This is a genomic window from Ilumatobacter sp. (assembly GCF_965215205.1).
Lineage (GTDB): Bacteria > Actinomycetota > Acidimicrobiia > Acidimicrobiales > Ilumatobacteraceae > Ilumatobacter_A.
The window spans coordinates 904,486-923,402 of record NZ_OZ244049.1 but is presented as its reverse complement, the minus strand read 5'-3'; the positions used below and the strand labels follow the sequence as shown (position 1 = coordinate 923,402).

Sequence of the window (18,917 nt, the reverse complement as noted above, 5' to 3'; positions counted from 1 at the left end):
TCGCGTTCCGCGCGGCGGCGCCCGAGCGGCGTGGCGCGGTTCAGGACCCCTTCGAGGAGATCTTCGCCTTCAGCGCGGCGATGCGCTCGGCGAACCAGGGTTGCCGGGTGCTCCAGAGCTGGGGCTCGAGCTCGCGCTGGACCGCCGCCGGGTGGTCGTCGACGTCGGCCATCGCGGCGATCGTCGCCTTGGTCGTGATCGCCAGCTCGCGCGGTGCGGACGCGGCACCGGCGGCGAACTCCTGGGCGACGTCGGCCAGCTGATCGAGCGGGACCGAGCGGTGCGCGACACCGAGGCGCTCGCACTCGGGTCCGTCGAGCACCTGGCCGAACACGACGGCCGCCATCGCGGTCTGCGGACCGGCGATCCGCCGCAGCATCCAGGTGTGGCCACCACCGGGGTGGATGCCGAGGGCGAGGAACCGGGTGTCGATGCGCGCCTCGTCGGCGATGATCCGCACATCGCACCCGAGCGCCAGGTTCGCTCCGGCTCCGACGGCGGCGCCGTTGACCGCGGCGAGGGTGGGGAGCGGGCTGCGGGCGATGCGCAGGAAGCCCTCGTAGATGCCGCCGAGGCTGTCGCCGGTCGCCTCGGACAGGTTCCCCAGGTTCGCCCCCGCGCAGAACGCCGGGGCGGCCCCGGTGACCACGAGCGCCCCGACGCCCTCGTCGGCCTCGATCTCGTCCATCGCCGCGGTGATCTCGTCGACCATCGCGGCGGTCAGGGTGTTCCGCTCGTCGGGGTTGTCGAGGGTGAGCGTCGCGACGCGGTCGCGGATGTCGGTGCGGACGAGTGCCATCCGACGATCATGACATCGCCGCGCCGGCCGGGGCGAAGACGGTGGCGCTCCGTGGACGCGGCGGGGCGTCGGCCCGGTGCGTCCGCGGTGCTTCGCCGCGGGTCCGACGCCGGCCCCGCGGGATCGCCGCGGCGTGGTAGGTTCGGCGGTGGATGCTCGACCACGTCTTCACCGATGCGATCAGCGCGCTGCGCGACGCCTTCGAATCGGCCTTCCTCGAGCGGCAGCCCTTCGAGGAGCACTTCCAGTCCGACGTCCTCCTCGGCGACCTCACGTGGGAGACGAGCTACGGGCTGCCGGGCGAGGGCGAGCCGCCACGGGTCGTCGCGCACATCACCTTCGACTGGCCGGCGTGGAGCCAGGCCGCCTACCGGCGCTGGTACGTGGAGGACGAGCTCGACCAGTGCCCGGCGATCGAGATCGAGATCGTCCTGCGCGTCCAGCAGCTCGCCCGTCCCGTCGACGCCGAGGCGATGTACGTCTCGGTCCCCTCCCACAGCCCGGAGATCGGCGGTGACCGCCTCGACCGTGCCGGTCTGACCACGGAGATCTCGCACCCCGACCCCGACGACCCCCTCGACCTGACCTCGCAGTACGCGGTCGAGATCACCTACGAGGGCCTCTACGAGCTGGCCGAGGAGACGGTCGCCGACGGGCGCAGCACCCTGCTCGACGACCACTTCGGCGTCCTCGGCGGGTGGATCGCCGCCACGCTGGTGAAGCTCGGCGACCTCGACCTCGGGTTCCTCCCGGCCGAGTAGGCGCCGCTCCACCACCGCTCCACCGATGCGGCACCCCCCCCTCCCCGATGGCACCTCGACGCGCTCGCGATCGCGCCGACTCGATCGGTGACGGTCGTGCGATGGCCGAGACGCCGGGGGTGGCCGCCATCATGGGGTGATGAGCGACTCACCGTCCCGCACCGACGACCTCAGCAGCGACACGGGCGTGGTCCTGCTCGACGTCGACGAGCGGATCGCGACGATCACCCTCAACCGCCCCGACGCGCGCAACGCGCTCTCGAGCGAGGTCCTCGAGAAGCTCGCGCTCGCGATGCGCTCGGCCGAGGCCGACGACGAGGTCGACGTCGTGGTGCTCACGGGCGCCGACCCGGCCTTCTGCGCCGGGCTCGACCTGCGCGAGCTCGGCTCGACCGGCGCGAACCTGGGCGGCGGAGCGGGAGGCGATGCCGGGTCGGGGCGGGTCCGTGGCCCGTTCCCGGCGATGAGCAAGCCGCTGATCGGCGCGATCAACGGCGTCGCGGTGACCGGGGGGTTCGAGCTGGTCCTGAACTGCGACTTCTGCGTGGCGAGCGACAGGGCGAAGTTCGGCGACACCCACGCCCGGGTCGGCGTGATGCCGGGGTGGGGTCTCACGGTGCTGCTGCCCCAGGCGATCGGGGTGCGTCGGGCGCGCGAGATGAGCTTCACGGGCAACTTCATGGACGCCGACGAGGCCCTCGCCTTCGGGCTGGTCAACCACGTCGTGCCCCACGACGAGCTGATCCCGTTCACCCGGTCGCTGGCCGCCGACATCGTCGGCAACGAGCAGGACGGCGTCCGCCGCATCCGCGGCACCTACGCGGCGATCGCCGCCGACGACGACGGGTGGGAGACCGAGGCGCGCGACTCGCGCGAGTGGATGCGCGAGCGGTTCGACCCCGATTCGGTGGAGCAGCGTCGCGAGCGGATCCAGGCGCGCGGCAAGACCCAGTGAGCGCGGCGGCGAGCGACGCGGGAACGGGTCGTCGCCCGGGGCTGATCGAGCCGGTCGCGCAGCGAGCCGAACGTGCGTCCCGGGGTGCGACCGTCCCCGGGTGCGTCGTGGTTCCCGATCCGCGACGCGATCAGAGGTCGGCGCCCATCTCCCTCAGCTCCTCCTGGACGGCGTACGCGATGTCGACCGCGAGGATCTCGGCGCCGGCCTGGTTGAGGTGGAAGCCGTCGGAGCGCCGGACGTCCTTGCCGATCCCGTCGCGGGGGTCGACGACGAAGTCGGCGTAACCGCCGTCGCGCCCCGTGAAGCGGTTCCAGGTGTCGACGAACACCACCTCGGACCGAGCGTCGGCCGCGGCCTTGGCGGCGCGGTCCTGCACCACGAAGCGTGCGGTGAGCTCCGGGTCGGAGGCGTTGGGGATGCCGACCCACACGACGCGCCGACCGTCCTCGAGGAGCAGGTCCATCACCTCTCCCACGCGCCGCTCGTAGGCCGCGGCCCACTCCTCCTCGTTTCCGATCGGACCGGCGACCTCGACCTCGAACTCCTCCTGCGCGACCGTCAGCGGCTGCGCGTCGTTGCCGCCGAAGGTCGCGACGACGATGTCGGGGTCCGCGTCGGGCAGCGTGCGCCGCAGGCGCGCCGGCCAGTCGTAGAAGTCGGGACGGGCCAGGCCCGAGGAGACCTCGTAGTCGAGGACGCTGTCCACGACGAGCGTGGTGTCCAGCAACGACTGCAGGTACGGGCCGAAGGTCCCCGCGTCGGAGTCGCCCACGATGTGGACCTCGGCGGGATCCGTCGGCGTCGGCGGACCCGTGGAGGGCGGGTCGGTCGCGGCCGTCTCGCTCGGCGCACCCGGATCCGTCGCCGGCCCCGCCGAGGTGGCCCCGTCCGCGACGTCCGGTTCGACCTCCGAGCGGGTGCTGGTGCCCGGCTCCGCATCCGACACCGCTGCCGACCCGGAGGCCGGCTCACCGGGAGCGGGGGCGGCCGAGGCGCCCGCCGTCGCCTCGATCGACGCGAGCGAGCCCGGGGAGTCCTCGCCGAACAGAGCTCCGACGAGGCGCACGACGCCGAGCACCGCGACGGCGAGCACGACGACCGCACCGGCTCGACGTGCGGCGTAGTTCGGCCGACCCGCCGGCGGCGGCCGGCGGGTGGTGCCACCGGAACCCATCCCCCGAGACCCTAGGGCGCGGTGTCGATCGACCGTCGGATCCTCCCCCGCCCGAGCGCCGCCAGCACGCCACGACGGCCGCGGCGACGTCGAGGACCGCGACGTCCAGGACCGCGGCGATGAGGACCGCGGCGATGAGGACCGCGGCGATGTCCACGGACGCAGGTCACACCGTGGTCCACGGGTCGCAGCCGCAGGGGTAGCTTTGTGGGCCACGTGAACACCCGGGCTCCGTCCGGGACATCTCTGAAGGGGAGAACATGATCAAGAGCAAGAAGATGCTCGCCGTCGCAGCGGTGGCCGCCGTCGGCGTCGCGGCCTGCGGCAGCGACGAGGCGTCCGACGACGGCGGTGCGTCCGCCGAGAGCGCGACCACCGAGGCGATGACCGAGGGCACCGAGGCGATGACCGAGGGCACCGATGCCATGACCGAGGGCACCGATGCCATGACCGAGGGCACCGGCGGTGGCGGCGAGGCGCCCAGCGGCGACATCGGCGTCGGGCTGACCTACGACATCGGCGGCCGTGGAGACCAGTCGTTCAACGACTCCGCCTTCGCCGGGACCGAGCGCGCCGCCGAGGAGCTCGGGATCAGCTACACCGAAGCCGTCCCCAACGACGACGGTTCGAACCGCGCCGAGCTGCTGCAGCTCCAGGCCGACGAGAACGACCTCGTCCTCGGCGTCGGGTTCCTCTTCGCCGACGACGTGGTCAACGCCGCGGCCGACAACCCCGACACCCTCTTCGCCGTCGTCGACGACGCGATGCTCGACGAGGACGGCGAGCCGCGCTGCGAGAACTGCGCCGGACTGACCTTCGCCGAGGAGCAGGGCTCCTTCCTCGTCGGCGCCGCCGCCGCCCTCCACAGCGAGACCGGCACCATCGGCTTCCTGGGCGGTGTGTCCGGGTTCGGCCTGATCGAGAAGTTCGAGGCGGGCTTCCAGGCCGGCGCCCAGGCGGTGAACCCCGACATCGAGATCATCGCCCAGTACATCACCGAGGCGCCCGACTTCGACGGCTTCGTCGCCCCCGACCGGGCGCGCGAGATCGCTCTGTCGATGTACAGCGACGGCGCCGACGTGATCTACCACGCGGCCGGGGCCTCCGGTGCCGGTCTCTTCGAGGCGGCGTCCGAGCAGTCCGGTTCGAGCGGGAGCAAGGTGTGGGCCATCGGGGTCGACTCCGATCAGTTCGAGACCGCGGCACCCGAGCTCCAGGAGTTCATCCTGACCTCGATGCTCAAGCGCGTCGACAACGCCGTGTTCGAGATCACCGCCGCCGCGGCCGACGGCAGCTTCAGCCCCGGCCAGGTCGTCTACGACCTGGAGGTCGACGGCGTGGGCTACTCGACCTCGGGCGGCTTCGTCGACGAGTACGTCGACCAGCTGGAGGAGTTCAAGTCCCAGATCGTCGACGGCACGATCACCGTGCCGACCGAGCCGTCCTGACCCCGACGGGGCTCGACGGAGCCTGACGGTCGGGCGCTTTTCCGACCGGCGGCCATCACTCATCTAACCTGCGAGGGCGGAGCCGGGCACCGGCTCCGCCCTCGTCGTCGTCGGGCACGTCGAGGACACGTCCGGCCAGACGAGAGGGCACCCGTGACCGCTGCGATCGAACTGATCGGGATCACCAAGCGCTTCCCCGGCGTCATCGCGAACGACGACGTCAACCTCACCGTCGAGCGCGGCGAGATCCACGCGATCTGCGGGGAGAACGGGGCCGGCAAGTCGACCCTGATGAAGATGCTGTACGGCATGCAGTCCCCGGACGAGGGGCGGATGCTGGTGGACGGCGAGGAGGTCCACCTGTCGTCGCCGAGCGACGCGATCGCCCGCGGCATCGGCATGGTCCACCAGCACTTCATGCTCGCCGACCAGCTCACGGTGCTGGAGAACGTGATCCTCGGCTCGGAGCCGACGACGACGGGAGGCAGGATCGACTTCGCCGACGCACGCCGGCACTTCGACGAGGTCGGCGAGGTGTACGGGTTGACCATCGATCCCGACGACCTCGTCGAGACCCTCGAGGTCGGCGAGCGGCAGCGCGTCGAGATCATCAAGGTGCTGTTCCGCGGCGCGGAGATCCTGATCCTCGACGAGCCGACCGCGGTGCTCGTCCCCCAGGAGGTCGAGGAGCTGTTCCGCAACATGCGCGACCTCAAGGCCGACGGGGCGACGATCCTGTTCATCGACCACAAGCTCGACGAGGTGCTGGAGATCGCCGACTCGATCACGGTGCTGCGCCACGGTCGCACCGTCGCCACCGTCGACCCGGCGGAGGTGACCGCCGGCGACCTCGCCGAGCTCATGGTGGGCTCCGAGCTGCCCACCCCCGACACCACCGACTCGACGGTCACCGACGAGGTGGCGCTCCACGTCGATGGAGTCACCGTGCTGGACGACGACGACCGCCCGGTCGTCGACGACGTCACGCTCGAGATCCGCCGGGGGGAGATCGTCGGCATCGCCGGGGTCGAGGGCAACGGCCAGCACGAGCTCGTCTCGTCGATCGTCGGGACGATGGACCCGAGCGCCGGGACCATCTCGCTCGGCGGCCGCGACATCGCCCACTGGTCGGTGCGCGACCGGCGCGAGGCCGGGGTCGCCTACGTCCCCCAGGACCGCCACGCCGAGGGTCTCCTGCTCGACGCGCCGCTCTGGGAGAACGCCGCCCTCGGCCACCAGACCGAGGAGCCGTTCTCCAAGGGGATCTGGGTCGACCGGGCCGGGTCGCGCCGGCGCACCGAGGAGATCCGCGGGTCCTACGACGTGCGGACGCCGAACGTCGACGTGTCCGCCCACGCCCTGTCCGGCGGCAACCAGCAGAAGCTCATCCTCGGACGTGAGATCACGAGCCAGCCGAAGCTGCTGATCGCGTCGCACCCCACCCGCGGGATCGACGTCGGTGCGCAGGCCGCCGTCTGGGACCACCTCCGGCGAGCTCGTGCCGGCGGTCTCGCGACCCTGCTGATCTCGGCCGACCTCGACGAGCTGATCGGGCTGTCCGACACGATCGTGGTGATGTTCCGCGGGCGCCTCGTCGCACGCCTCGAACCCGACGACCTCACCCCGCGCGATCTGGGGGCCTACATGACGGGGTCGCGCCTCGACGACGTCGCCACCGGCACCGTCGCCGATCCGGCGGGTGTCGCCACGGTCGCGGCGTCGGCCCCGACCGTCGACCGGGACGCGACGTGAGCGCCCCGTCGCTGCGACGGACGGCCCTCGCCGTCGGCGCCCCGGTCGCGTCGGTGGTGTTCGCCCTCCTGCTCTCGTCGCTCGCCCTGCTCGTCTCCGGCAACGACCCGATCGCGGCGTTCGGCGACATGCTCGAGAACGCGAGCCGCCTCGAGACGATGGTCGACATCGTCAACGCGGCGACCCCGTTGTACCTCTCCGGGATCGCGGCCGCGATCGGGTTCCGGATGAACCTGTTCAACATCGGGGTCGAGGGTCAGTACCTGCTCGCGGCGTTCTTCGCGGCCGCCGCCGGCGGGGCCGTCTCGCTCCCCGCTCCCCTGCACGTCGCCCTCGTGCTGTTCGTCGCGGTCGCCGTCGGCTCGGCCTGGGCGGGGGTGGCCGGGGCGCTGAAGGTGACCCGCGGGATCAACGAGGTGATCAGCACGATCATGCTCAACTTCATCGCCGTCGGCGGCGTCATCGCCTGGCTGATCCGCGAGTGGCAGGACAGCTCGGGCTCGACCAACTCCGGGACCACCCCGATCCCCGAGTCGGGGCGGGTCCCGGATCTGAACGGCGTCGTGGAGCTGGTCTCGCGCGAGATCGGCAGGGGGCGCGAGCTGACCGGCGTCGTGATCCTCGCCGTCGTCGTCGGCGTGGCCTACCACCTGTTCATCAACCGGACGCGCGTCGGGTTCGACTTCCGGGCAAGCGGCTGGAACCCGATGGCGGCGCGCGCCGGCGGTGTCCCCCCGAAGCGGATGATCATGTACGCGATGCTGCTGTCGGGAGCGGTCGCCGGGCTCGTCGGGATGGTCGAGGTGCTCAGCGACAAGTACCAGTACAGCCAGAGCTTCGTCCAGGGGATCGGCTTCAACGGGATCGCCGTCGCGCTGATCGGGCGGAACAACCCGGGGGGGATCGCCGTCGGGGCGATCCTGTTCGGCTTCCTCAGCAGCTCGTCGGGGATCCTCCAGATCACCGGCAGCGCGACTCCCGAGATCGTCGAGATCATGAAGGGGATCATCGTGCTCAGCGCGGTGGTCGCCTACGAGGTGGTGAGGCGGATCAAGCTGCACGACGAGGCCCGGTCGGCCGCCGAGGCCACGGCGCCCGCCGAGACGGCCTCGGCCGAGACCGTGGGGAGCGACGCGTGACCGAGACGATGAGCACCCCGGCCCCGCACGACACGGGTGAGACCGATCCCCGGTCGCCCTCGCTGTGGACGCGCTACGCGGCCCTGCCCACCCCCATCCGGTGGATGATCCTCGCCGCCGGCGGGATCCTGCTGCTCTCGGCGGTGCAGACCTTCGGCGGCGACGACACGACGGTGCTCACCGACCCCGGGACGTCGGGCGCCATGCTGCGCTTCGCCGTCCCGATCCTCCTCGCCGGTCTCGGCGGTCTGTTCTCCGAGCGCGCCGGGGTGGTCAACATCGGCCTCGAGGGGATGATGATCCTCGGCACGTGGTTCGGGGCCTGGGGCACCGTCAACTTCGGGTCGGCGTGGGCCGGCGTCGTCTGCGGGTTCGTCGGCGGTGCGCTCGGCGGCCTGCTCCACGCCGTGGCGACGGTCAGCTTCGGCGTCGACCACATCATCTCGGGCGTGGCGATCAACATCCTCGCCCCCGGTCTGACGAGGTTCATGTCGGATCAGGTGTTCAGCGACTGGGACGGCGGGTCGATCACCCAGTCGCCACGTGCGGTGGGGCTCTCGAAGATCAACGTGCCGTTCCTGGCCGGTGGCTGGGGAACCCCGAACTGGCTCGGCGACCTCGACGGGCAGGACGTCTTCTTCGTGTCCGACGTCTCCGGCGTGCTGCAGGGGTTCCTCACCCAGCTCTCGTGGTTCACGGTGCTCGCGTTCGCGCTCGTCCCGGTCACCGCCTTCGTCATGTGGCGGACCCGGATGGGCTTGCGCATCCGCATCTGCGGGGAGCGCCCCGAGGCGGGTGAGACGCTGGGGGTCGACATCTACAGGTACAAGTACATCGGCGTCGTCATCAGCGGCGGTCTCGCCGGGATGGCGGGCGCGTTCATCGCGATGGAGCTCGCCGGGCTGTACCGGGAGGGCCAGACGCTCGGGCGCGGGTTCATCGGGCTCGCCGCGCTGATCTTCGGCAACTGGCGGCCGGGCGGCGTGATGCTCGGCTCGCTGCTGTTCGGCTACCCCTTCGTGCTCGCGCTGCGCGACGGGAGCGGTTCGGGGACCCACGCCCTCCTGCTCGTGATCGCCATCGCGATGGTCGCGATCCTCGCGTGGTCGCTGCGGCGTGGGAACCGCACCGACGCGATGATCGCCGGCGTGCTCGGTGCGGCGACCCTCGTGTGGTGGGTGACGACGGAGTCGGCACCGAGTTGGCTCCCGAACGCCATGCCGTACGGGACGGTCCTGCTCGTCCTGGTGTTCATGAGCCAGCGGCTGCGGATGCCCGCCGCCGACGGCCAGATCTACCGTCGCGGCAGGAGCTGAGGGGCCGCAACCCGACGCGGCCGCGCCTCGCCCGTCAGCGGCGCAGGTGGCTCACGGCGCGCACCTCGATCCCGCCGCGCGGGCGCTGGGTGAGGGTGACGACCACGTCGATCGGCTCGGCGGTCGCCATCACCTCGGCGGCGATCTCGGAGGCGAGGGCCTCGGCGAACACCGCCCGGTCACGGAAGCCCCACAGGTAGAGCTTCAGGCTCTTCGACTCGATGCACCACCGGTCGGGGCGGTACTCGATGACGACGCTCGACAGATCCGGTTGCTCGGTCACCGGGCACATCGAGGTGAGCTCGTCGTTGGTGAAGGTCACCGCCGTGATCCCCCCCGGGGCCGGGAAGACCTCCACGTGGCCGAGCGGGTGCCGCACGGTCGATCCCAGCACGGTCAGGTCGCGGGCGTCGTCCACGCGGACACGATACCGACGGCGTCCCACGGCGCTGCTCGGACCGGGCGCGTGGCCCGTCGGGCGCCCCCTCCGAGGGTGTCGGGCATCGATCGACAGCCCGGGGGCCCGACGTGCGCACGGCGACGATCACCCCGAGACCTGCGCAAGGCCGCTCGACGACCGGCACATCCACGACAACCTGTGCCGCGGGGCGTCGGAGGGAGGCGACGCGGTCCCCACCGTGAGCGGGGGCACCGTCGACGACCCCGAGCTCGACCGCCTCGACTCCGGGCTGACGAGCCCGGGCACCGACGACGAGGTGAGCTTCGACGAGCCCGGGGCCTCCGCGCGTCCTGCTCGCTGCACCCGGACGTGGTCGCCTCCGTCACGGTCACCGACGGGCCCTGACGCCGAGCCCCGAGCAGGCGCCGACGCCGCTGCCGCCCAGACGCCGACGCCCGCGGTCGGAGGCGCCTGCCGGAGGCGTCTCGACGCTAGGTTTCGACTCCATGCCCACGTCGTCGAGCTCACCCGCGCGCGCTCGGCCTCGGCCCCTCGTCGCCGTGCTCCTCGTGGCGCTGCTGGCGGCCGTCGGCATCGGAGCGGACGCTCCGTCGCCGGCTCTCGCCGACCACGGCACCGCCGCCGCCGAGCAGGCGGCTCGCGAGATCCAGGCCGCCCGCGACCGAGCGAACGCCGCCGCGCAGGCGATGTTCGACACCGAGGCGCGCCTCGACGGGTTCGAAGCCGACATCGACGCGTCCGAGCGCCGACTGGGTGAGCTCGAGGCCGAGGCCGCTGCGATGCGCTCGGACCTCGAGGAGCGTGCGATGCGCACCTTCGTGAACACCGGGGTCGACGACTTCCCCCTGCTCATCGACTTCGACGACGTGAACGACTCGCTCGCCGCCGACGTGATGCACGCGGTCTCGCGCGAAGCGACGAACGTCGACCTCGACGAGTACGAGGCGACCACCGCCGACGTCGCGGAGGCCCGTGACCAGCTCGAGAGCGACCGCGACGCCGCCCGGGCCGCCCGCGAGGACTTCGCCGACCAGCAGGCGGCGGCCGAGGAGCAGATCGAGCAGCTCGCCGAGATCGAGGCCCAGCGCCGCATCGACGCCGAGGTCGAGCACGAGCTCGAGCGCCAGCGTCGACGACGCGAGGCCGAGGCGGCAGCCGCCGCGGAGCGCGCCGAGGCGGAGCGCGCGGCCGAGCAGCGCAGAGCGGCCGAGCGCGCCGCTGCCGAGTCGGCCCAGGCCGCCGCCGCCCGCTCCGCCGAGGCCGCCGCCTCCTCGAGCTCGTCGGGATCCTCGAGCTCGTCGGGATCCTCGAGCTCGTCAGGATCCGGTTCGGCATCGTCGGGATCGCCGGCCCCGGCCCCGGCCCCGGCCCCGGCCCCGGCCCCGGCCCCGGCCCCGGCAGCCGCTCCCCCGCCTCCGCCGCCGCCGCCACCGCGGCCGCCCTCGCCGGGGATCGTGTGCCCCGTGCGCGGTCCCCGGGCGTTCGCCGACACCTGGGGGGCGGGGCGCTCGGGTGGCCGGAGCCACCAGGGGGTCGACATCATGTCGCCGGGCGGCACCCCGCTCGTCGCGGTCGAACCCGGCTCCGTCCACTTCAAGACGAACCGCCTCGGCGGGAACGCGGTGTGGCTGACCGGTGCGAGCGGGACGAAGTACTACTACGCCCACCTCAGCGCGTGGGAGGGCTCGAGCCGGGGCGTCTCCCAGGGCGAGGTCATCGGCTACGTCGGCCGCACCGGGAACACGACGGCGAACCACCTCCACTTCGAGGTGCACCCGGGGGGCGGGCGAGCCGTCAACCCGTACCCCTACGTGCGCGCCGTCTGCTGAGCCGGCCGGGCCGCCGATGTCAGGCGGGGGTGCCGAACTGGCGGTCGCCGGCGTCGCCGAGGCCCGGCACGATGAACGCCTGGTCGTTCAGCCGCTCGTCGACGGTCGCGGTGAACAGCGTGACGTCGATCCCCGACGCCTCGAGAGCGCCGATCCCCTCCGGAGCGCACAGGGCGCACACGACGGTCATCGGCGCGGGCGCACCCCGATCGACGAGCAGCTCGAGGGTGTGGATCAGCGACCCGCCCGTCGCGAGCATCGGGTCGACCACGATGACCGGCCGCTGCGCGAGGTTGTCGGGCAGCTTGTTCACGTAGGGCTCGGGCTCGTGGGTCTCCTCGTTGCGCGCGATCCCGATGAAGCCGATGTCCGCACGCGGCAGCAGCTGCTGGGCCGGTGCGAGGAAGCCGAGCCCGGCGCGCAGGATGGGCACGATCACCGGCTGCACGGCGATGCGCTGCACCGCGGCCTCGGTGAGCGGGGTGGTCACCGTGGCGTCGACGGTCCCGAGCGAGCGCGTCGCCTCCGCGATCAGCAGCACCCCGATGCGCTCCAGGTGCTGGCGGAAGAGCGCGTTCGGCGTCGAGCGGTCGCGGATCTGGGCGAGGGCGTCGAGCACCAGGGGGTGGTCGACGACGACGGTCTCGACGGTCATCGGCCGATCCTGTCAGACACCGAGCTGCTGCTCGGCCATCAGCATCGCGTAGCGCGGCTTGACCAACCCGTCGATGATCTTGATCCGCTCGGGGAACGAGGCGAACGCGGACTTGACGGCGTTCACCGTCAGCCACTGCATGTCGGCGAGGTCCCACCCGAACGCCTCGTGCACGGCGAGCATCTCGCCGCTCATCGAGGTGTCGCTCATCAGGCGGTTGTCGGTGTTCAGCGTGACCCGGAAGCGCAGTCGTCGCAGCAGACCGATCGGGTGCTCGGCGACCGACGGGGCGATCCCGGTGTTGACGTTCGACGTCGGGCACACCTCGAGCGGGATCCGTCGGTCACGGATGTAGTGGGCGAGCTGACCGAGGGTGACGTCTCCGTCGGGGCCGACCTCGATGTCGTCGACGAGGCGCACCCCGTGGCCGAGGCGCTCCGCTCCGCAGAACTGGACCGCCTCCCAGATCGACGGCAGCCCGAACGCCTCCCCGGCGTGGATCGTCGCGTGGAAGTTCTCGCGCATCACGAGCTGGAACGCGTCGAGGTGGCGCGTCGGGGGGAAGCCCGCCTCGGGCCCGGCGATGTCGAAGCCGACGACGCCGGCGTCGCGGTGGCGGATCGCGAGCTCGGCGATCTCGCGGCTGCGCGCCGCCTGGCGCATCGCGTCGAGGATCGCGTAGATCGTCAGGTCGGTCCCGGCCGAACCCCGCTCGAAGCCGGCGAGCACAGCGAGGACGACCTCGTCGAGGGTGAGCCCGGCCTCGGTGTGCAACTCGGGCGCGAAGCGCACCTCGGCGTACACCACCTCGTCCGCGGCGAGGTCCTGCGCGCACTCGAACGCGACGCGCTCGATCGCGTCGCGGTGCTGCATGACCGCCCCGGTGTGGGCGAACGTCTCCAGGTACAGCACGAGGTCGTTGCGCTTCGCGCCCCGGTTGAACCAGGTGCGCAGGTCGTCGGCGTCGGTGCTCGGCAGGTCGAGGTAGCCGTACTCGGACGCGAGCTCCATGACCGTGCTCGGGCGCAGCCCACCGTCGAGGTGGTCGTGGAGCAGCGCCTTGGGGGCCCGCCGGATGAGATCGGCCGTCGACATGGCGTCACGCTACCGAGCCGCGGCGACGGGCGAGGGCGCCCCCGCGGGCGTCCCGTCAGGCGTCCGGGGCAGCCGAGGCGAGGGCGTCGAGGAGCTCCTCGAGGCGGTCCGGGTCGACGTCGACCGCCTCCGCGTAGAGCTTGACCTTCGGCTCGGTCCCGCTGGGGCGGACCTGGAGTCGGGCACCGCCCTCGAGTCGCAGCCGCACCAGATCGGCCTCGGGGTACGACTCGACGCCGACCACCGCGACCCCGCCGACCTCGGCCGGTGGATCGGACTCGATCGCGGCGACCCACTCGGCGCCGACCGAGGGAGGGATGCGCACGGACCGCTCGGCGGTCACGTGCCGGCCGAAGCGCTCCGCGATGGCGTCGAGGCGGTCCTGCACCGTCACCCCGTCGGCCTGCGCGCACGCCGCGATCTCGGCCATCAGCACCGCGGCGCTGATCCCGTCCTTGTCGAGCGGGCGGTCCGTGACCAGGTACCCGAGGGCCTGCTCGTAACCGAACACGAAGCGCTGCTCGCCCCGGCGCTCGTGGGCGATCCGTCCGATCCACTTGAAGCCGGTGAACGTCTCCTCGGCGTGCACGCCGTGTGCCGCCGCCATGTCGGCGAGCAGCGACGACGACACCAGGGTCGTCACGACCAGGCGGTCGTCGCCGCTGGTGTTGGACAGGATGTGGTCGGCGAACAGCCACCCGATCTCGTCTCCGCTGAGCCGTCGCCAGGTGCCGTCGGGCTGCGGGATCGCGGCGCCGAGGCGGTCGGCGTCGGGATCGTTCGCGAGGGCGATCGCCGCGCCGGACTCCGACGCCGTCTCGAGCAGCAGGTCCATCGCCCCCGGCTCCTCGGGGTTGGGGAACGACACCGTCGGGAACGAGCCGTCCGGGAGGTGCTGCTCCACCACGGGGATCGGGCGATCGAACCCGGCCGCGGCGAACGCCATCTCGATCGTCTCGGCTCCCACCCCGTGCATCGCGCTGTACGCGACCGGGACACCGGCGACGTCGGGGCGCAGGCGCACCGAGGGCACGGACGCCACGTAGGCCTCCTGCCAGGAGTCGTCGAGGTAGCGGATCAGGTGGTCGTCCTCGCGCGCGATCTCCACGGCGAGCGGATCGACCTCGCCGATCGCGTCCGAGATCTCGGTGTCGACCGGGCTCACGATCTGCGACCCCGTCTCGAGGAACACCTTGTACCCGTTGTCGGCCGGAGGGTTGTGCGACGCGGTGACCACCACCCCGGCCGCCGCGTCGAGGCCGGTGATCGACCACGCGAGCACCGGCGTCGGCTGGACGCCGGGGAGCAGCATCGAGCGGATCCCGAGCGCCGCGAGCACCCGGCAGGTGTCGAGCGCGAACTGGTCGCTCTTGCGGCGGGCGTCGTGCGCGACCACGACCCCGCGCTCGGTGGCGCGCTCGATCGACCCGTCGGCCTCTCGTTCCAGCAGCCATCGGCCGAGCCCGGCCGCCGCCTGGCGCACGACCAGTCGGTTCATCCTCATCGGGCCGGCCTCCACCGCCGCCCGCAGGCCGGCCGTGCCGAACTGGAGCCGCCCGGCGAAGCGGTCCTCGAGCTCCGCGATCGCGTCGCCGTCACCCGAGCGCGCCGCCTCCGCCAGGTCGTCGAGCTCGGCGCGCATGTCGGCGTCCGGCTCGGCGTCGCGCCACGCCTCGACCCGGTCGAGCAACCCGTCGGCGGCGATCGGGTCGTCGGCCGAGGTGGCGTCGGGAACGGACCGCGGGGCCTCGTCGAGGCCGGCGGTGGCGGGGGGCTCGCGGTCAGACATGGCCCGCCAGCGTATGCAACTCGACCAGCGGACGAGGACCCACGTGGCCGATCACCTCGGCGGCGGCCACCGACCCGAGGCGGGCGCAGGTGACGAGGTCCCGACCCGTGGTGAACCCGTGGAGGAAGCCCGCGGCGAAGAGGTCGCCCGCCCCGGTCGTGTCGATCACCTCGTCGACGGGGACCGCCTCGACGGGGACCGTCTCGTCGGCGGTGACGATCACGCACCCCTGGGGTCCGCGCGTGACCACCGCGAGGGAGCACTCCGATCGGAGGCGGTCGACCGCCTCGTCGAAGGAGTCGGTCGAGTACAGCGCCCGCAGCTCGTCCTCGTTGCCGAACAGCAGGTCGACCGACTCGGCCACGAGCGCCCGGAAGTCGTCGCGGTGCCGCTCGACGCAGAACGAGTCCGAGAGCGTGAGCGACACGGTCCGGCCGTGGCGGTGGGAGACGTCGGCGGCGTGCCGGAACGCCGCCTTGGCCTCGTCGCGGTCGAAGAGGTACCCCTCCATGTAGAGCACGGCGGAGGACGCGACGACGTCGTCGTCGACATCGTCGACGGACAGCGTCGACGACACCCCGAGGTAGGTGTTCATCGTCCGCTCGGCGTCGGGCGTCACCACGATGACGCACCGACCGGTCGGGAGGTCCTGGCGGTCACGGCCGCCGCGGAACGCGACGCCCACGGCGCGCATGTCGTGGCCGAACACCCGCCCGAGATCGTCGGAGTCGACCTTGCCGACGTAGGCGGCCACCCCGCCGAAGCTGGCGATCCCGCACACCGTGTTCGCCGCCGATCCACCGCTCATCTCGACCGCGCCGTCGAGCGCGCCGTAGAGCTCGACCGCCCGCTCGGTCTCGATCAGCGTCATCGACCCCTTGACCAGGCCCTGGTCGTCGAGGAAGCCGTCGGACGCGTGGGCGATCACGTCCACGAGCGCGTTGCCCATCCCCACCACGTCGTAGCGGACCTCGTCGCCGCCCGCCCCGAGGCGAGCGGTCGTCTCGTCTGGCGCAGCGGGCACGACCGCTCACGCTAGCGCCGGTACTCTCCTCACCATGGCGAACCACGACGGGCGCGGCGCCGAGAGCGCCGTCGCCGCCGACCCCAGCACGAACGACGGAGCCGGCGCGACGATCGCCGACGCCCCCGAGGTCGAGGTGGTTGACGACGCGTTCCGACTCCCCACCGAGGTCTCACCCCGCCGCTACGACGTGCGCCTGCGCCCCTCGCTGGACGACGCCACGTTCGCCGGCGAGGTGCTCGTGGAGCTCGACGTCGCCACCGACGTCGAGCGGATCGTGCTCAACGCGATCGAGCTCGAGATCGAGGAGGTGACCCTCGACGGCACGGCGGCACGGTGGCGGATGGAGCCGGACGCGGAGCGGATGGTCATCGAGCCCGACGGGCCCGTCACGGCCGGGTCCGCGACGCTCTTCGTGCGCTTCACCGGGATCCTCAACGACAAGCTGCGCGGCTTCTACCGCAGCACCTACGTCGACGAGGCCGGCGACCAGCAGGTGATCGCGACCACCCAGATGCAGGCGACCGATTGCCGACGAACCTTCCCGTGCTGGGACGAGCCGTCGTTCAAGGCGGTGTTCGGGATCACCCTCGACGTCGACGAGGGCCTCGACGCGATCTCGAACGGTCCCGAGGTCGATCGCAGCAGCGTCGACGGGCGCACCGTGATCCGCTTCGCCGACACGATGGTGATGAGCTCGTATCTCGTCGCGATGGTGGTCGGCCGTCTCGAGACCTCGGCCGAGGTCGACGTCGACGGCATCCCGCTGCGCATCGTCCACGTCCCGGGCAAGGGCCACCTGACCGACTTCGGCGCGCGCGTCGGAGCGTTCTGCCTGCGCTGGTTCCAGGACTACTACGGCATCGACTACCCCGCCGACAAGGTCGACCTGGTGGCGCTGCCCGACTTCGCCGCGGGAGCGATGGAGAACCTCGGGTGCATCACCTTCCGCGAGAGCCTGCTGCTCGTCGACCCGGAACGCAGCACCCAGAACGAGCGCCAGCTCGTCGCCGACGTGGTCGCCCACGAGCTCGCGCACATGTGGTTCGGTGACCTCGTCACCATGCGGTGGTGGAACGGGATCTGGTTGAACGAGGCGTTCGCCACGTTCATGGAGATCGCGGCGTGCGACGCGTTCGCGCCGGAGTGGGAGCGCTGGACGACGTTCGGCATCGAGCGCAGCGCGGCCTTCGACACCGACTCGCTCGCGACGACCCGGCCCGTCGAGTTCGAGGTCCGCTCCCCCGACGAGGCCGACGGGATGTTCGACGTCCTCACCTACCAGAAGGGCGGCGCGCTGCTCCGCATGCTCGAGCAGTACCTCGGGGAGGAGGAGTTCCGGCGCGGCGTGAGCTCGTACCTGCGCCGCCACGCCCACGCGAACACCGAGACGAACGACCTGTGGGACGCGATCGAGTCGACCTCGGGCGAGCCGGTGCGACGGATGATGGACTCCTGGATCTGGCAGCCCGGCTACCCCCTCGTCTCGGCCCGACTCGTCGAGCGCGACGGGACCCACGCGCTGTCGATCTCCCAGCGGCGCTTCTCCTACCCCACCCAGGACGACCCCGCGAGCGATGCGTCGGCCGGCGCCGGCGACGCCACGGCGTGGGTCGTTCCCGTGCACATCCGCCACGCCGGTGCGACGAGCACCGTGCTGCTCGACGGGCTCGACCCCGTCGTCGTCGATCTCGACTCCCCCGGTGACGTCGTGGTCGTGAACGCGGACGGGCACGGGTTCTACCGGGTCGCCTACGACGACGCGCTGCGTGCCCGCCTCGCCGACCCCGCCGCGCTCGCGACGCTGAGCACCCTCGAGCGCTACAGCCTCGTCGACGACGCATCAGCGGCCACCTCGGCCGGGCGGATGACGTCGGTCGAGCTGCTCGAGTTCGTCGAGTCGTTCCGCGACGAGCGCGAGTACGTCGTGTGGCAGGCGATGCTCGTCGCGCTCGGGGAGCTGTCACGGATGGTCGAGGGCGATGCCCTCGACGCCCTGCGCACCCGGGTGCGCGAGCTGGTGCGGCCCGCCCTCGACGAGCTCGGTGACCCCTCGGAGGCCGACTCCGACCTCGTCAGCCGGTTGCGCGGCCTGCTGGTGCGGGCGATGGGAGCGCTCGGCGCCGACGACGCAACCCGCGAGCGGTGTCGTGCGCTGCTGCGCGAGCACCGCGACGGCGGGAGCTCGACGGACGCCGACCTGCTCGCCGCCGCGACCACCGTGGTCGCCGTGAGCGGCGACGAGGAGGACTACGAGGCGATGGTGCGGGGCTTCCTCGAGGGCGACACCCCGCAGGACCAGCTCCGCAACCTCTACGCCCTCGCGGAGTTCGATGATCCGGATCTGGTCGTGCGCAGCTGCGAGTTCGCGATGAGCGACGCGGTGAAGAGCCAGAACGCCCCGTTCCTGCTGCGCGCCGCGATCGCCAACCGCGATCACGGCGCGGTGGCGTGGCGCTTCGTGGAGGAGCACTGGGCCGAGGCCAACGAGCGGTTCCCCGGCAACACGATCGTGAGGATGATCGACACCGTGCGGACCCTCACCGGACCCGGTGAGGTCGAGGACGTCCACGAGTTCTTCGCGACGAACCCGATCGAGCAGGCGACGCTCACGTTGCAGCAGATCCTCGAGCGCCAGCGGGTCAACGCGGCCCGTCGGGATCGCGACGCCGCCCAGCTCGCCGAGCACCTCACGTCGGCGCGCTGATCGTCCGGACGGAGCCGCGTGTCGGCGGCAGGTCCGTCGGGAGGTCACGT

At 72.1% G+C, this 18,917-nt stretch carries 15 protein-coding genes; 8 read left to right on the top strand and 7 right to left on the bottom strand.

Features of this window, described 5'->3' with window-relative positions; all coding sequences use genetic code 11:
* Positions 1-40: 40 nt before the first annotated feature.
* Positions 41-799 (bottom strand): enoyl-CoA hydratase-related protein, encoded by a 759-nt coding sequence (locus ACOOHC_RS04385; protein WP_420452797.1) that lies wholly within the window; start codon positions 797-799, stop codon positions 41-43.
* Positions 800-951: 152 nt separating this feature from the next.
* Here ACOOHC_RS04385 and ACOOHC_RS04380 point away from each other — a divergent pair, with 152 nt between their 5' ends.
* Both ACOOHC_RS04380 and ACOOHC_RS04375 read left to right on the top strand, forming a co-directional pair.
* Positions 952-1,560, top strand: coding sequence for a hypothetical protein (locus ACOOHC_RS04380; RefSeq protein WP_420452796.1), 609 nt, complete (start codon positions 952-954; stop codon positions 1,558-1,560).
* A 139-nt stretch (positions 1,561-1,699) separates the two neighbouring features.
* A complete protein-coding gene (locus ACOOHC_RS04375) occupies positions 1,700-2,515 on the top strand; it encodes an enoyl-CoA hydratase (protein WP_420452795.1) in 816 nt (271 codons plus the stop codon).
* Positions 2,516-2,645: 130 nt separating this feature from the next.
* Here the strand turns inward: ACOOHC_RS04375 and ACOOHC_RS04370 are convergent, their stop codons facing one another.
* The gene (locus tag ACOOHC_RS04370; protein ID WP_420452794.1) at positions 2,646-3,692 is read right to left on the bottom strand and encodes a DUF459 domain-containing protein; all 1,047 of its coding nucleotides are present in this window, start codon (positions 3,690-3,692) and stop codon (positions 2,646-2,648) included.
* Positions 3,693-3,952: 260 nt separating this feature from the next.
* Between ACOOHC_RS04370 and ACOOHC_RS04365 the strand changes: the two genes are divergently transcribed.
* From ACOOHC_RS04365 to ACOOHC_RS04350, 4 genes are all read left to right on the top strand, one after another.
* Positions 3,953-5,140 (top strand): BMP family lipoprotein, encoded by a 1,188-nt coding sequence (locus ACOOHC_RS04365; protein ID WP_420452793.1) that lies wholly within the window; start codon positions 3,953-3,955, stop codon positions 5,138-5,140.
* Between the two features lie 153 nt (positions 5,141-5,293).
* On the top strand, positions 5,294-6,892 hold the full coding sequence (locus ACOOHC_RS04360; protein WP_420452792.1) for an ABC transporter ATP-binding protein: 1,599 nt from the start codon (positions 5,294-5,296) through the stop codon (positions 6,890-6,892).
* Positions 6,889-8,031: an ABC transporter permease gene (locus ACOOHC_RS04355; protein ID WP_420452791.1), complete on the top strand. Its 1,143-nt coding sequence runs from the start codon at positions 6,889-6,891 to the stop codon at positions 8,029-8,031. Before ACOOHC_RS04360 ends, ACOOHC_RS04355 begins: the two co-directional genes overlap by 4 nt.
* A gap of 8 nt (positions 8,032-8,039) precedes the next feature.
* Positions 8,040-9,347, top strand: a complete 1,308-nt coding sequence (locus ACOOHC_RS04350; protein ID WP_420453855.1) for an ABC transporter permease — start codon at positions 8,040-8,042, stop codon at positions 9,345-9,347.
* Positions 9,348-9,381: 34 nt separating this feature from the next.
* Here the strand turns inward: ACOOHC_RS04350 and queF are convergent, their stop codons facing one another.
* Positions 9,382-9,765, bottom strand: a complete 384-nt coding sequence (queF, locus tag ACOOHC_RS04345; protein ID WP_420452790.1) for a preQ(1) synthase — start codon at positions 9,763-9,765, stop codon at positions 9,382-9,384.
* A 488-nt stretch (positions 9,766-10,253) separates the two neighbouring features.
* Between queF and ACOOHC_RS04340 the strand changes: the two genes are divergently transcribed.
* The gene (locus tag ACOOHC_RS04340) at positions 10,254-11,597 is read left to right on the top strand and encodes a peptidoglycan DD-metalloendopeptidase family protein (protein ID WP_420452789.1); all 1,344 of its coding nucleotides are present in this window, start codon (positions 10,254-10,256) and stop codon (positions 11,595-11,597) included.
* A 19-nt stretch (positions 11,598-11,616) separates the two neighbouring features.
* Here ACOOHC_RS04340 and upp read toward each other — a convergent pair whose 3' ends face one another.
* From upp to ACOOHC_RS04320, 4 genes are read right to left on the bottom strand one after another with little or no spacing between them, the layout of a single operon-like run.
* Complete coding sequence (gene upp, locus ACOOHC_RS04335; protein ID WP_420452788.1) at positions 11,617-12,252, bottom strand: uracil phosphoribosyltransferase; 636 nt, start codon at positions 12,250-12,252, stop codon at positions 11,617-11,619.
* 12 nt (positions 12,253-12,264) lie between these two features.
* Positions 12,265-13,347 (bottom strand): adenosine deaminase, encoded by a 1,083-nt coding sequence (locus tag ACOOHC_RS04330; protein WP_420452787.1) that lies wholly within the window; start codon positions 13,345-13,347, stop codon positions 12,265-12,267.
* A 55-nt stretch (positions 13,348-13,402) separates the two neighbouring features.
* Positions 13,403-15,136, bottom strand: a complete 1,734-nt coding sequence (locus ACOOHC_RS04325) for a phospho-sugar mutase (RefSeq protein ID WP_420452786.1) — start codon at positions 15,134-15,136, stop codon at positions 13,403-13,405.
* A complete protein-coding gene (locus ACOOHC_RS04320; protein ID WP_420452785.1) occupies positions 15,129-16,160 on the bottom strand; it encodes an adenosine kinase in 1,032 nt (343 codons plus the stop codon). The genes ACOOHC_RS04325 and ACOOHC_RS04320 overlap by 8 nt, the downstream gene beginning before the upstream one ends.
* Positions 16,161-16,194: 34 nt before the next feature.
* Here ACOOHC_RS04320 and ACOOHC_RS04315 point away from each other — a divergent pair, with 34 nt between their 5' ends.
* Positions 16,195-18,867, top strand: coding sequence for a M1 family metallopeptidase (locus ACOOHC_RS04315; RefSeq protein WP_420452784.1), 2,673 nt, complete (start codon positions 16,195-16,197; stop codon positions 18,865-18,867).
* The last annotated feature ends 50 nt before the right edge of the window (positions 18,868-18,917 follow it).